General features: G+C 59.4%; 11 protein-coding genes and 1 tRNA gene. 4 read left to right on the top strand and 8 right to left on the bottom strand.

Annotated elements, in window-relative coordinates; all coding sequences use genetic code 11:
* Positions 1-5: 5 nt before the first annotated feature.
* Positions 6-3,053 (bottom strand): PAS domain S-box protein, encoded by a 3,048-nt coding sequence (locus HZB60_05990; GenBank protein MBI5059316.1) that lies wholly within the window; start codon positions 3,051-3,053, stop codon positions 6-8.
* 29 nt (positions 3,054-3,082) lie between these two features.
* A complete protein-coding gene (locus tag HZB60_05995) occupies positions 3,083-3,427 on the bottom strand; it encodes a histidine triad nucleotide-binding protein (GenBank protein ID MBI5059317.1) in 345 nt (114 codons plus the stop codon).
* 367 nt (positions 3,428-3,794) lie between these two features.
* Here HZB60_05995 and HZB60_06000 point away from each other — a divergent pair.
* The 4 genes from HZB60_06000 (at position 3,795) to HZB60_06015 (ending at position 7,655) form a co-directional block, all read left to right on the top strand.
* Positions 3,795-3,866 (top strand) — tRNA-Asn (locus tag HZB60_06000).
* Between the two features lie 89 nt (positions 3,867-3,955).
* Positions 3,956-4,684, top strand: a complete 729-nt coding sequence (locus HZB60_06005; protein MBI5059318.1) for an SIMPL domain-containing protein — start codon at positions 3,956-3,958, stop codon at positions 4,682-4,684.
* A 57-nt stretch (positions 4,685-4,741) separates the two neighbouring features.
* The gene (locus HZB60_06010) at positions 4,742-6,388 is read left to right on the top strand and encodes an MFS transporter (protein ID MBI5059319.1); all 1,647 of its coding nucleotides are present in this window, start codon (positions 4,742-4,744) and stop codon (positions 6,386-6,388) included.
* Between the two features lie 46 nt (positions 6,389-6,434).
* A complete protein-coding gene (locus HZB60_06015; GenBank protein MBI5059320.1) occupies positions 6,435-7,655 on the top strand; it encodes an aminotransferase class I/II-fold pyridoxal phosphate-dependent enzyme in 1,221 nt (406 codons plus the stop codon).
* Between the two features lie 436 nt (positions 7,656-8,091).
* Here the strand turns inward: HZB60_06015 and HZB60_06020 are convergent, their stop codons facing one another.
* From HZB60_06020 to nrdR, 6 genes are all read right to left on the bottom strand, one after another.
* Positions 8,092-9,528, bottom strand: a complete 1,437-nt coding sequence (locus HZB60_06020) for an NADH-quinone oxidoreductase subunit N (protein MBI5059321.1) — start codon at positions 9,526-9,528, stop codon at positions 8,092-8,094.
* 2 nt (positions 9,529-9,530) lie between these two features.
* Positions 9,531-11,036, bottom strand: coding sequence for an NADH-quinone oxidoreductase subunit M (locus HZB60_06025; protein ID MBI5059322.1), 1,506 nt, complete (start codon positions 11,034-11,036; stop codon positions 9,531-9,533).
* Between the two features lie 3 nt (positions 11,037-11,039).
* On the bottom strand, positions 11,040-12,959 hold the full coding sequence (gene nuoL, locus HZB60_06030) for an NADH-quinone oxidoreductase subunit L (GenBank protein MBI5059323.1): 1,920 nt from the start codon (positions 12,957-12,959) through the stop codon (positions 11,040-11,042).
* 3 nt (positions 12,960-12,962) lie between these two features.
* Positions 12,963-13,286, bottom strand: coding sequence for an NADH-quinone oxidoreductase subunit NuoK (gene nuoK / locus HZB60_06035; GenBank protein ID MBI5059324.1), 324 nt, complete (start codon positions 13,284-13,286; stop codon positions 12,963-12,965).
* Positions 13,258-13,776 (bottom strand): NADH-quinone oxidoreductase subunit J, encoded by a 519-nt coding sequence (locus HZB60_06040; protein ID MBI5059325.1) that lies wholly within the window; start codon positions 13,774-13,776, stop codon positions 13,258-13,260. Before HZB60_06040 ends, nuoK begins: the two co-directional genes overlap by 29 nt.
* Positions 13,777-13,857: 81 nt before the next feature.
* Positions 13,858-14,334 carry a transcriptional repressor NrdR gene (nrdR, locus tag HZB60_06045; GenBank protein ID MBI5059326.1) on the bottom strand — a complete coding sequence of 159 codons (477 nt, stop codon included), beginning with the start codon at positions 14,332-14,334 and terminating at the stop codon, positions 13,858-13,860.
* Between the last annotated feature and the right edge of the window lies 1 nt (position 14,335).

Here is a 14,335-nt window from a genome sequence, read left to right on the forward strand (position 1 = left end):
AATAATCAAGAGCCGGTACCGGCGGCGGGCAGGGTCATGATGAAAGTAGCCCCTTCTCCGGGGTTCGAGAATGCCTCCAATCGGCCATTATGATTCCTTACGATCTGCGAACAAATTGACAAACCCAGTCCGGATCCGCTCGGTTTGGTGGTAAAGAATGCGTCAAATATCTTCTCCAGCCGTTCAGGCGGAATCCCCGGGCCGGAGTCGGACACGGCCAGTTTCAGCATCGTTCCCACAAACTCGGATCGGATTCTGAGCTCACCCCCTCCGGGCATTTCCTGCACCGAGTTTCGCATGATATTGAGCAGCACCTGGCGGATCTGGCTGGCATCGGCCCAGGCCGGCGGCAGCGCGGGATCCAGTTCATAGTGGATTTGGATCAGCTGATCATCGATCTCTGCGTCCATGAAATGCACCGTCTGCAGCACGAGGCCGTTCAGGTCTATCTCGGCGAATTTCGGGACGCTTGGGCGAGAGAATTCAAGTATAGAACGAAGAATTTCGTCAAGCCGTGCAGTCTCCTCGATGATGATCCCGACCTTCTGTTTGTTTCGATCCCGTTCGCCGAGCGAGGAGTAAACGCTTCGTGCAAAGCCGCCGATTGCCGCAAGCGGGTTACGAATCTCGTGGGCAACGGACGCGGCGACCTCGCCGATCGCGGACAATCGCTCGGTCTTAATCAGGCGATCGCGGCTCTCTTTCAAGTGCTGGTTCGCCAGAGTCAGCTCATGCAAGCGCTTCTCCAGGCTAACGAGCAATCGGCCGCGTTCAAAGGCCGAGGCCGCGCTATTTGCGAACAGTTTAAGCCTGTGCAAGTCCTCCTCTTCAATCGGCCGCAAGCTGAACAAATTATCAACAAGCAGCACCCCCAGCACTTCGTCACGCGTGCAGAGCGGAACGATGGCAAACTCGCTTGCCTGATACTGCGTCAGGAACTCGCCGGGCAGGTCCGCCAGATCGCTGGCGCGGGTGACCAACACCGCGTCCCGTTCGCGCATTGCGCACGAAAACGGATTGGCCTCGTCGCTCACATCAACGCGCAGCGCGCGCGCGTACTGCGACTGCGCTTCGAAATCGTAGGCCGCACCGCTGACTCGCTGCGCGAACATCTCGCTCAGCGTCATCGCCTTTTGGTTCAGCTCGGACCAGATTCGCCACGCGTCCTCGGCGCTGGCCGGACCGACTCCGGCTTCTCCGTGCAGCATCGCATGGGACTCATCGAAACTCAGAATGTAGGCGCGGTTGAAGCCGAGCCCGGACCCCGCGGTCACACCGGCGAGCACGATGCCCATCACGCTCCGTAGATCGACCGATGATTGGAGCGCGTCGCTGACTTCTGTCAGGACCTGCAACTCGATCACCCGCTTGTTGAGCGCATCGTTCATGGCTCGCTGCGCGGTCACGTCCCGCAGAATCGCCTGGTAGAAACGCTGTCCTTCCAGTTCGAGCGCGCTGGCCGACGTATCGACGTAAACGTATTCGCCGTCATTGCGCAAGATCGGCACGTCTTCAAACCGGCCCTGCCCGCTGCTCATCACGGACTCGATGCGCGCCTGGACTTCCGCTTGTCGCGAGGGCGGCCGGATGTCGAAGGCGGTCATGCGCATCAACTCCTCGCGGGAATAGCCGACGAGCTGCAACATCTGGGGATTCGCGTCCACGATGCGGTGGGATACCGGGTCGATCAAGACGATGGCGTCATTGGCGTTCTCGAGCAGCGCCCGATAGCGGTGCTCGGAGTCCTCGATCTGCCGTTCCAGTCGGCGCTTCTCCGTAACGTCGCGAGCCACCGCCATGATACCGGTGATCGCCCCGTGCTCGGTAACGGGTGTTAGCGAGACAAAGGCGACCATTTCGCGGCCGTCCTGCCGCAGAAACCCGATATCGCGCACATGACTGTGCCCTTCCAGCAAGTACGGCAGCACGACCTGCACATCCGACCGGTCAGACTCGCGCACGTGATCGAAGAAGTTCGTCCCCAACACTTGACGCCAGTGTTGACCCAGCATCCCGATCACCTGCCGGCTGACAAAATTGATCTTGCCGTCGCGTTCAGTGCGGAAGATGACGTCGCCGACATTGTCGATCAGGGAACGGTAGGATGCTTCGCTCTCCTCGAGCTCGCGTTCCAATCGGAATTGTTCAATGGATTGCGACGTCAACGTGAGAAACAACTCGATCAGCGCCAGCGTTTCCGGATGCGGAATACTGACTTCGTCGCCATCTCCCAGCTCGGCCAGGCCGACCAAGTGGCCTTCGTGATCGCGCACGGGGGCGATCAGGACCGGCTGCCCGCCGGAACCGCTGGCCGTATCGGCCGCAATCGTCGTGGAAGGTTGGTCACCGAGCAACACGCGTAGATCCCGATAGCGCTCGATTGACGCGAGCGTGACCAGCGGCACACCTCCCTCGCCGGTCACCATGCCCTTCTGCACATCATCGAGGTATAGCCGCGCCGACCGGAAGAAGTTGGGCCCGCAAAGTGCCGCGGCGGCCTGCGCGAGCTTGTGTTCGATCGTCACGGCCGCCATCACGGCGGGCACACATTGAAACAGGCAGGTCAGCCGCTCTTTGGCAAACAAGACCTCCCGTGTCTTGTCATCAACGAGGTGTTGCGAGGAAGTGCTCAGCCGTTCGATCTCAGAGCGGATCAGCGAGTTTTCCAGCAGCAGGTCGCGCCGCTCTATCGTCAGCCGAATCAAGCCTCGCGCCTGGTCGATCGAGACGATCGGTAAGTGCAGCCACGCGTCCACAAGTTCCGCGCATGCCACTTCTTCGCTGGCCGTACGGTGCGAAGCGGCGACGCCCACCAAGGTTACCGTGGGCAGTTCGCGCCGCGCGGCTTCAATCGCCTCGTGCGTGGCCGTCCCGCAACTGAACAGCAAGAGATCCGCGTGCTGCTGCTCAGCCGCTGCCACCGCCTCAGCAAGCGACCCGAGAATCTGCAGCCGGAACTCGGCGGCAGGGAGCAGTTGACGAATAGAATCCGCAGCCTCGCCGCTGACTCCGCCCGTCACGCACAGTCGCACTAACGGCTTTCTGGCTTGCATCGCCGCGGCTCCCGTTGACGTGTTGCCATCTATCCCGGCGGCCACTGGAAGTCCCGTCCCGAGAGTAGATGAAGGTGGAGATGAAACACACTTTGCCCGGCGCGCTCACCGCTATTGATCACAAGTCTGTAACCGTCGGCCTCCATCCCGGCGAGACGAGCCGCTTCGCCGGCGGCGACAACCAGTCGTCCCACCAGCGGAATGTCCGTCGGATTCAGGTCCGCCAGTTTTTCGATGTGCCGTCGGGGGATGACCAGCAGATGCTTGGGGGCCTGTGGATTGACATCGTGAAATGCGACAATGTCATCAGTTTCCAAGACCTTTTTGGATGGGATCTCGCCCGATGCGATTTTGCAGAAGATACAGGAACTCATCGTCCTCTCTGTTTCTATTCACAGGAATACGGACAAATATAGGGTCGTGTACGCTGGGAAGCAACTCCTCATCCCGGCACGACGTTGTGGCTGGGCGACGACCTCCAAGCGCGATTCCTCACATGAGCCGAAATGCGCTGCCATCGACCCGCGCTCGCTGCCATCACAAGCGCTCAATGCCGTTGGCGACGAGGCTCATGCCACTTGATCACTTCACGAGGTGGATAATGCATATATTAAATATTAACAATCTGTTGGTTAGAATTATGGCTGTCCAAGGTATTGCAATGCCTCCCGCGAACCGGCTGCGTCCGCACGGTGCGCCCTTGACTTTATTTAAGTAGATTTGTACATTTGGAGTCTGCATTCCGGAGTAGCTCAGCGGTAGAGCGGGTGGCTGTTAACCACTAGGCCGGGGGTTCGAATCCCTCCTCCGGAGCAATCACTTAATTGACAAGACACCAGCTCGTGGTCCCCTCCGGGCTGGTGTTTTTTCATTACCGGGTGTCTTGCAGAAACGGAGTACCCATGGAACGATCGACCAACACGATTGGGCTCGTCGCGATCGCGGTTGCCATCGCCTTGTTCGGCTTGCTTGCGCAACGCGGATTTGTCGCCTCTAAGCGCACGGCTGACGTGGTCACGGTCACCGGTTCGGCCAAAAAGGCTATCGTCTCCGATTATGTTACGTGGCGCGCCTCGGTTCGGTCGCAGCGCGCGACGCTCAAAGAGGCGTACGAGGACGTGGAGAAGTATCAGGCGCGCATCCGTGACTACCTGAAGGCCAACAAAGTCCCTGATGAGTCCGTCCGGTTCAGTACGATTAACACGGGCACAATTGACGAACGGAACGACAATTATCAGGAGACCGGCCGCATCCTCGCTTACACCTGCCATCTATCCTTCGAGATTCAAAGCGACAAGGTGAAGGAAGTCACCGACCTCTCCAGCCGAGCGTCTGAGCTGATCAAAGAAGACATACCGCTCGACTCGAACTCCCCCGAGTACATTTATACCAAGCTGTCGGATCTCCGCATCGAAATGCTGGGCGAGGCGTCCAGGGACGCTCGCGCGCGGGCCGAGAAGATCGCCGAGAGCGCGGGGGTCAAGATCGGCGCGTTACGCACGGCTCGGATGGGTGTATTTCAGGTGACCCCGCGCAATTCCACGGATGTCAGCGATTACGGCACTTACGACACATCGTCTCTGGAGAAGGATATCACTTCTGTCGTCTCGCTAAGCTTCGCCGTCGAGTAGTCTTCCTTGTTCCCTGTTCCCTGCTCCTTGTTCCGATAGCCCCTCACCCCCGCCTCCATGAGTAGCCTTGTCACGCAATTGAAGGCCTTCCCGCGAGCATTCTGGATGCTCAACACGATCGAGATGATCGAGCGGCTTGCCTACTACGGCATGCGAACGGTAATTCCGATCTACATTGCCCAGGCAGACAATGTCGGCGGCTTGCACTTCACGCAGTTGCAGAAGGGGCTCATCTTCTTCTATTGGGCGCTCGTGCAATCGCTGGTGCCGATGTTTTCGGGCGGCTTTGCGGACCGCTACGGCTATAAGAAGACGATCGCGCTCAGCGTCGGCTTGACGGCCGGCGGATATTTGCTGATGGCAACCCAGCGCGAGTACTGGCCGTTTCTGTTTTCCTGCTGCGTGCTCGCCCTCGGGACGGCCATCTTCAAGCCCGGGATTCAGGGCACACTGGTCCGCTCGATCAGCAAGGAAAACTCGTCGGTCGGCTGGGGCACATTCTACATGGTGGTGAATGTCGGCGGCTTTCTCGGGCCGCCGCTCGCGCATTTTCTCTACGGTATTTCCTGGCCGGCAGTCTTCATCGGTTGCGCGTGCATTGTCAGCCTGAATTTGCTGATGCTGCTCACCTACCAAGAGGTTCCGGCCGGTGGCGATCCGCGCGGCACGCCGCTGACGATCTTCAAAACGACTTGCGTCAACATGGCGCGTCCGTGGTGGTTGATTCCTGCCGCCGCTGGCCTGATTCTGTTGGCCTTCGTGTTCCCCCTGGCGCAGAATATTCGACTCGGAGTCGTGTTCGTTTCGCTCGGGGCCCTCGTCGTTCGTACGACCCGCGTCGGCGCCTTCATCTGGCTGATGTCCGGCTTCTGGCTGATGTTCATGCAGCTATTTGACATGCTGCCCAACTTTATCGTAGATTGGGTGGACAGTTCGAGCATCGTCAGCGCATTGGGCCTCCCGAGTTGGATGACCAACGCGACGCCCCGCGGCACGATGATCTCGCAGGAGTGGATGATCAACGCCAACTCCGGCCTCATCGTGGTTTGCGTGATCTTTGTCTCCTGGCTCGTCTCGCGGATGCGCCGGCTGACGTCGATCCTGATCGGCATGTCCATCTCCGCTTTCGGCCTCGTATTCGCGGGCTTCACGATGTCCGGCTATCTGTGCATCCTCGGCATCTTCTGCTTCAGTGTCGGCGAAATGCTGGCGAGTCCGAAGATGAACGAGTATCTCGGCATTATCGCGCCGGAGGGGCAGAAGGCGCTCTACATGGGCTACGCCAATATTCCGCTGGCCATCGGCTGGAGCTATGGCTCGCTGATGGGCGGCGAGGTCTATGACCGCATGGGTGACAAGGCCAACCTCTCGCTCAACTATTTGGCGAGCAAGTTCGGTATCACGAGCGACCTCTCGCAGAATGCCATCGTGGCAAAGGTGCAGGCGGCCGGTGCCGATTCGGCCCAGGCTGTGCAGGCGGTCTCCGACGCCTTTGTGCAGGGCGAAGGCATTGCGCGCGCCAAGGCGACCGCATTTCTCGGCACCATTTCCGGCATGGACGCGGTGCAGGTCACGAACACGCTATGGCACACTTATCATCCGTACAAACTCTGGTACCAGTTCGCGGCCATCGGCATCGCGTCCGCCGTCGGCATTGCGATCTACTCGCACTTCGCCCATAAGTGGCAATCGCAGGACGTTTGACCTCGGCCTCCCTCAGACTGCTGAGCGGCCCCACCCTCATCCGGCTATGACGGCTCCCTCCCCAATTGTTCCCGCCCAACGCACCGATCACATCACGTATGCGGTACGTGATGTCGTCGTGCTTGCCAATCAAGTCGCAAAGTCCGGCAAAGAGATGCTCTATCTCAATATCGGCGATCCGAATCAATTTGACTTCGTAACTCCGCGGCACATCGTTGAGGCCACGTATCAGGCGATGCTGGCCAATCAGAATGGGTATTCGCCCTCCTCCGGCATTGCCTCGGCGGTGGCGGCGGTCGAGCGCGAAGCCGCCCGCAAGGGCATTCGCGAAATCCGGGACGTGTTCATGACGACCGGCGCCAGTGAGGCCATCGATCTCTGCCTGACCGCGCTGGTCAACCCCGGTGAGAACGTCCTCCTCCCCACTCCGGGCTATCCGTTGTACAGTGCGATTCTTTGCAAGCTCGGCGCCGTGGAGAATCCGTACTACCTTGATGAGTCGAACGGCTGGCAGCCGAACATCGAAGACATTCGCGGAAGAATCAATGACAAGACGCGCGCAATTGTCATGATCAACCCGAACAATCCGACCGGCTCAGTTTGCAGTCGCGCGACGTTGCAGGGGCTGGTCCAGCTGGCGCTTGAGCATGGCCTGGTGATCTTTGCCGACGAGATTTATGACAAGCTGATCCTTGATGACAACCCGCACGTCTCGATTGCTTCCTTGAGCGCCGATGCGCCCGTGATTACCTTCAACGGGCTTTCCAAGTCCTATGTCGTGCCCGGTTTTCGCATTGGCTGGGGCATCGTGAGCGGGCCAACCAAGAAGCTCGCGCAATACGTCGAAGCCATCAACAAGCTCCTGCGCGCGCGGCTCTGCGCGAATCACCCCGAGCAGCACGCGATTCAGCCCGCGCTCGAGGGAGATCAGTCGCACATCGCGGAAGTCAACGCCCGGTTGCGCCGTCGTCGCGATCTCACCGTCCGGGAGTTGAATGCGATCCCGGGGATCTCCTGCCTGAAGCCTGAGGGCGCGTTCTATGCCTTTCCGCGTCTGCACATTAAGGGCTCCGATCACGATTTCTGCGCGGAACTCTTGCGCGAGACGGGCGTGGTCGTCGTGCCCGGCAGCGGCTTCGGACAGGTTCCCGGCACGCAGCACTTTCGCGTCGTGATCTTGCCGCCAGACGATATTCTGCAAAAGGCGTTCACCGCACTTCGAGAGTTCATGCAGCGGCACGGCAAGAAGTACGGCATCACCGAGTAGCGCCGCACGGGCTTGTTGCCGAAATCGGAATCCGCCGAGCGGGGACTGCGTCCCCGCCGGAATTGACGGCAGCCAAACTCCGTCGTGCTTCAATCGGTATCAAATAGCCTCAGATTCCGGCCGCGCGGAAACGCGCGGCTCGGCCATCGCCTTTCGGCAACAAGCCCGCCCGGCGGTTTTCGCGGATCTCCCGCCACTCCTCACGATCGCGGGCCCCGGCGCTAACCGGATGCCGTTCTGAATTTCTGTCTTGCTGAATTTCTGAGTTTTTGCAACTCACAGGAAAGCCCTCGATCCGCTCGAGGGCTTTCTGCATTATCAACCTGTTGAAAGTGAACAGGGTCTCCTGACTTCACATCCCCCAAGCGGCGTCACCCGTGACGTGACGCGCCGCGCGCGGAGTCTCTCCAATCCCCCGCCGAAATCCGGCAAGCGTTCACGGCACCGCCGCCGTCAGCACATTCAGCAATGGCTCAGGAAAGAGCCCGATGACCAGGATGACAAGCGCCGAAACCGCCAGCGCCGCGCGATAAGGCAGCGGATCGGCTACTGTCAGTTCGCCTTCGGCCTTCGTCATGTAGAGCAAGACGATGATCCGCAGGTAATAGTACGCCGCCACCGCGCTGTTCAGCAAGCCGACGATTGCCAGCATCACGTGTCCCTGCTGAATCGCCGCGGAAAACACATAGAGTTTGCCGAAGAATCCCGCCATCGGCGGAATACCCGTCAGCGACAGCATGAAGACCGTCATGGTGATGCCCAGCAGCGGATGTGCGAATCCCATCCCGCGCAAGTCCTCATATCCGTACTTGCCGTCCGTTTTTCGGTTCAAGAGGATAAGCACGGCGAACGCGCCGAGATTCATGAACGAATAGGCCACGAGGTAATAGGCGGTCGCCGCGAACGCGGCTTTCGTGCCCGCGACGATCCCGACCAGCAGATAACCCGCGTGCGCAATCGACGAATAGGCCAACATCCGTTTGAGACTCGTCTGCTTTAGCGCAACCACGTTACCGACGGTCATCGTAATCATCGCCAGCCACGTCAGGGCATCCACCCAAAGTACCGACGATCCGGCCATCGTGATCCCGAATACGCGGATCAGCGCGACGAATGCCGCCGCCTTGGGCCCCGTGGACATGAACCCGGTGATGGTGGTCGGCGCGCCCTCGTAAACGTCGGGTGACCAGAAGTGGAACGGCACCGCCGCGACCTTGAACGCGAATCCGACCAGCAACAAGGCGATGCCCGCGATGAGCATGGACTCAGGTTGGAATCCCTGCGCAAAGAACGCCTGCATTTCGACATAGTCAACGCTGCCGATCGCGCCGTACAGGAGCGCAATCCCATAGAGCAGGAAGCCGCTCGAGAACGCGCCAAGAATCAGATACTTCATGCTGGCTTCGGTCGAACGCAAGTCACCGCGCTGCAAACCGGCCAGTACATAAAGACCAATCGACATGACCTCGAGACCGAGGAAGAACAGCAGCAGATTGGCCGCGCTGACCATCACCATCATCCCGAACACCGACATCAGCACGAGCGAATAGTACTCGCCGAGCCGGATGCCTCGTTGTTGGATGTAGTGCGGAGAGTACAGTACCGTCAGCACTCCGATGATCGAAAACACGACCTTGAACACGGAACTCATGCCGTCCGAGTAAACCGTTCCGGCAAACGCGAGCGTTCCGTCGCCCCAGGTCGCCAACGCGGCGATTCCGGCCGCAACGAAACCCAGCCCCGCGAGCACCGGCAGCGAGCCCGAGCGCCATCCGCCCTTTACCACATCCGCGACGATCACAACCAGCGTGGTGATCACGAGCACAGTCTCGGGCAGGACGGCCTGCAGGTCTATGATGGAGAGCGAATTCATGACTACGGCAGGAGCATTTGGGTCATGTTCGTGGTCTGAAACTTCGTCAGCACGAGCTCAAGCGATGGGATCATGCGCTCGAGAAACGGCTGCGGATACACGCCGATCCAAACCGCAAGTCCGGCCAGCACGACAATCGGCAGCGCCTCGCGCGCCGATACATCCTTCAATTTCAGATTCTCTTCGTGGACGATCGGTCCGAAGAACATTCGCTGATAGGCCCACAGCAGATACACGGCGGCGAAGATCACTCCTGACGCGCCGATCACCGCATACCACGGGTTGGCCGCAAACGTCCCCAGCAAAATCAGAAACTCGCCGACAAACCCGTTCAGCCCCGGCAATCCGATCGACGAGAGCGCGATAATCGAGAACAGCGCGGCGTACACCGGCATGACTTTCGCAATCCCGCCGTAATCCGCCAACATGCGTGTGTGGCGGCGGTCATAGACAACGCCGACCAGCAGGAACAGGGCCCCGGTGGAGATCCCATGGTTGATCTGTTGCAAGAGCGAACCGCTCAGCCCCTCGATATTCAGCGCGAACGTCCCGAGCATCACAAATCCGAGGTGCGCGACGGAGGAATAAGCGACCAGCTTCTTGACATCTTTCTGTACCATGGCGACCAGCGCGCCATAGGTGATCCCGATCAGCGCGAGCACGCTGATGATCGGCACATATTCAACCGATGTTTGCGGAAACATCGGCAGGCAAAAGCGCAGGAAACCATAGGTCCCCATCTTGAGCAGCACCCCCGCCAGAATCACCGAGCCCGCCGTCGGCGCCTCGGTATGGGCGTCGGGCAGCCAGGTGTGCAGCGGGAACAACGGTACTTTGATCGCGAACGCCAGCGCGAACGACAGGAATAGCCAGGTCTGCACGTCCATCGGGAACTTGGCCTGTTCCGTCGCCAGAATGAGATTGAAGGTATTCAGCCCGGTCGTCGGATCGGTCGTGTGGAAGTAGATGTAGAGGATGCCGACGAGCATCAGGACCGACCCGGCCATCGTGAACAGGAAGAACTTCACGGTGGCATAGACTCGCCGCGCACCGCCCCAGACTCCGATTAGAAAGAACATCGGTACCAGCATCACTTCCCACATCACGTAGAAGACGAACAGATCGAGCGCGCAGAAAACGCCGATCATGCCCGCTTCCAGCAGCAGGAAGAAGAAATGGTACTCCTTGATCCGCTCGTGAATGCTGCCCCACGAACTGATAATGCACAGCACCGACAGCAGCGTCGTCAGCAGCACCAGATACAGACTGATCCCGTCAACCCCGAGGTGCCATTCGGCGCCAATCGTCGAGATCCACGGCCCTCGCTCGACCAGTTGATACGCCGCCTGCCCGGGAACAAAATTCGCATAGACGCCGAGGGAAACGGCGAACGCCGCCAGCGAGCCGCCCAGCGCGATCCACCGCACACTCGCTTCCGCCGAGCGCGGCACCAGCAGCATCAGCAGTGCGGTGATCGCTGGAATGGCAATGCAGAGGGACAGTAACATAATTTAGATCAATACCCACATGAAGACGGTGAGCAACACCAGCACGCCCAGCCCCATGAACAGCGCGTAGTTTTGCACGACACCGGTTTGCACCTGTCTCACCACACCGCCGACGCCCGTGAAGAACGATCCGATTCCGTTCACCAATCCGTCGATGGTCCCCTGATCGAAGTACTTCGCCAGCAGTTCTGAGCCCGCTACGATCGGCTTGGAAATCACCGTATCGTAGATCTGGTCCACCCAGTACTTGTTGAGCAGCAAGTGGTGGCCGCCGCTCTTGCCGAGACTCTCGACCAGCGCGGACTTCTTCATGTACCACGAATAAGCGAGGTAGATCCCGGTCAATGCCACCGCCACGGACAGGATCATCAGCACATATTCCGCCGTCGGCGTATGCATCACGACCAGCTCTTCGATACCCTCACCTTCCGGCTGCATGACCGGCTTCAGCCATTCCTCAAACCGGTTGTGGCCACCGAGGGCATGCGGCAAACCGATGTAGCCGCCGATAATCGACAATCCGGCCAGCACCATCAGCGGCACGGTCATCACCTTGGACGACTCGTGAACATGGTGCTCCGCTGCCTTCGACCCGCGGAACTTGCCGAAAAACGTCAGATAGAGCAGCCGGAACATATAGAAAGCCGTGCAAAATGCGGCGCACAGGGCAACGATCCACAGGACATAGTGCTCGTGCTCAAACGTCTTCCAGAGGATTTCGTCTTTGGAAAAGAACCCTGCCAGCCCCGGCACCCCGGCAATTGCCAGAGTTCCGATGGCAAACGTGAGATAAGTGGCCGGCATCTTCGACTTCAGCCCGCCCATTTGCCGAATATCCTGCTCCCCGGACATCCCGTGAATTACCGAGCCGGAGCCCAGAAACAGCAGACCTTTGAAGAATGCGTGCGTCATCAAGTGAAAAATCGCCGCGACATAAGCCCCCACACCTGCCGCCAGAAACATGAAGCCAAGTTGACTGACCGTCGAATAGGCCAGCACCTTCTTGATATCATTCTGCACCAGACCGATCGTCGCCGCGAAGATCGCCGTCCCCGCGCCCACGATCGCCACGGTTTCGCTGGCCACCGGGGACAGTGAGAAGAAGAAGTTAGAGCGCACCACCATATAGACGCCCGCCGTCACCATCGTCGCGGCGTGGATCAGCGCCGACACCGGCGTCGGACCGGCCATCGCATCGGGCAGCCACACATACAACGGAAATTGCGCCGACTTGCCGACCGCGCCCGTAAACAGCAGCAGACAGATCGTCGTGATCACGCCCGCGCCGACCGGATAAACCTGTGCCATCGGCATCACCTTGGTAAACTGCAAGGTGCCGAACGTGCTCCAAATCAGGAAGATCGCGAGCAGAAACCCGAAGTCGCCGATGCGATTGACAATGAACGCCTTCTTGCCCGCGCTCGCCTTGGCTTCATCCGTGTACCAGAATCCGATCAGCAGATAAGAGCACAACCCCACCCCTTCCCAGCCGACGAACATCAACAGGTAGTTGTTGCCCATCACGAGCAAGAGCATGAAGAAGACGAACAGATTCAGGTAGATAAAGAACTTCCTGAACCCCTCGTCGCCGTGCATGTAGCCGATCGAGTAGATATGGATCAGGAACGACACGCCCGTCACGACCAGCATCATCACGAGCGAGAGCGGATCGATCAGGAAAGCGGCCGCGGCCTCGAATCGTCCGGCGGCGATCCACGTGAACAGCTCCTGTTCAAACCTCCGGTCCGCGGCGGACATTCCCAGCATCTGGAAGAAAGTGCCGACCGTCACCACGAAGCTCGCGCCGATCATCCCGGCCGCCACGACTCCCGGCACCGGCTCCTTGACGTGGCGCAGCACCAGGGTGTTCAGGACCACACCGATCAGCGGAAACAGGGGAACGAGATAGACAAGCTCAAGCATCGTTCACCACTTCATCAGGTTTGCGGAATCGATATCCATCGTTCCGCGCTGCCGCCACAGCGAAATCAGAATCGCGAGACCCACGGCCACTTCCGCCGCGGCCACGCACAGCACAAAGAACACCATTAACTGCCCGTTCAAATCGCCCGTGAATTTGGCAATCGCGATGAACGTCAGGTTGACCGCGTTCAGCATGAGTTCCACCGACATCAGAATCACGATCAGGTTCTTGCGGGTTAGCACGCCCAGCACGCCGATCGCGAACAACACCGCCGAGAGCAGCAGGTAGTGCGAAAGTTCAATCTGCACGGCCAGCCTCCGCGTCATCCGGCTTGCGAATCAGGGCCACCGCGCCGATCACCGCCAGCAGCAATAGCACCGACACGACCTCGAACGCATAGACATACTTGCTGAACAGCAGCACGCCGATCTCGCTCACCGTCCCGTATCCCCCCGGCAGCTCGGCATGGGCGGGGATCCCCACGGCCATGCTCATGATGCTCAGGAAGATCGTCAGCAGTAGCAGGCCGGCCACCGCGATCCCCGCGAATTTCCAGACAGCGGGGATCTGCTCTTGAATCGGCTTCAGATTCAGGAGCATGATTACAAACAACATGAGTACGATTACCGCGCCCGCATAGACGATGATTTGCGTCACCGCCACGAACGGCGCGGACAAGAGCACATAAAACCCGGCCAGCGAGAACATCGTCACGACCAGGTACAGCGCGCTTGCGATGGGAGAGGGAGACGTGATTACCAGCAGCGCGGAAAGAATGGCTGCCAGGCTCAGAACCGTGAAAAGTACGGTTTCCATGAAGTGAAGGTGAGAATCGGCCCCGCGGTCCGTCGCAATCCGACGGAGCCGGAGGCAATATAACGGTTCGCCTGTAGATTGTCAACCGCTTTGTGAAGAATTGCGCGAACCGCTGTTGAGTTTCGCCAGCTCCTCGACAAATTCGTTCACGTTGCCGTAGCGGTTAAACACTGACGCGAAACGGACATAGGCCACTTCGTCGGTCCCCGCCAGCTGACCCAGAATCCACTCGCCAATCTGGCGGCTGCTGACTTCGTTGCCTTCCGCGGCCAGTGCCGCGGCCTCCACGGCGCGCGTCATCTGATCGATCCGCTCGAGGGCGACCGGGCGCTTGTTGCACGCGATGGAAATCCCGCGATAGACTTTGTTGCGATCAAACGGCTCGCGATTGCCGTCGCTCTTGGCCACAAACACAACCTGTTCTTCCGGCGCTTCGTATGTCGTATAGCGGCTGCTGCATGCGGAACACTCGCGTCGTCGCCGCGTCGCCCGCCCTTCCCGGGCCGGCCGCGAATCAATCACACGGTCTTCATCGACTCCGCAATACGGACATTTCATG

It is taken from the genome of candidate division KSB1 bacterium, assembly GCA_016214895.1.
Taxonomy (GTDB): Bacteria; Electryoneota; RPQS01; order RPQS01; family RPQS01; genus JACRMR01.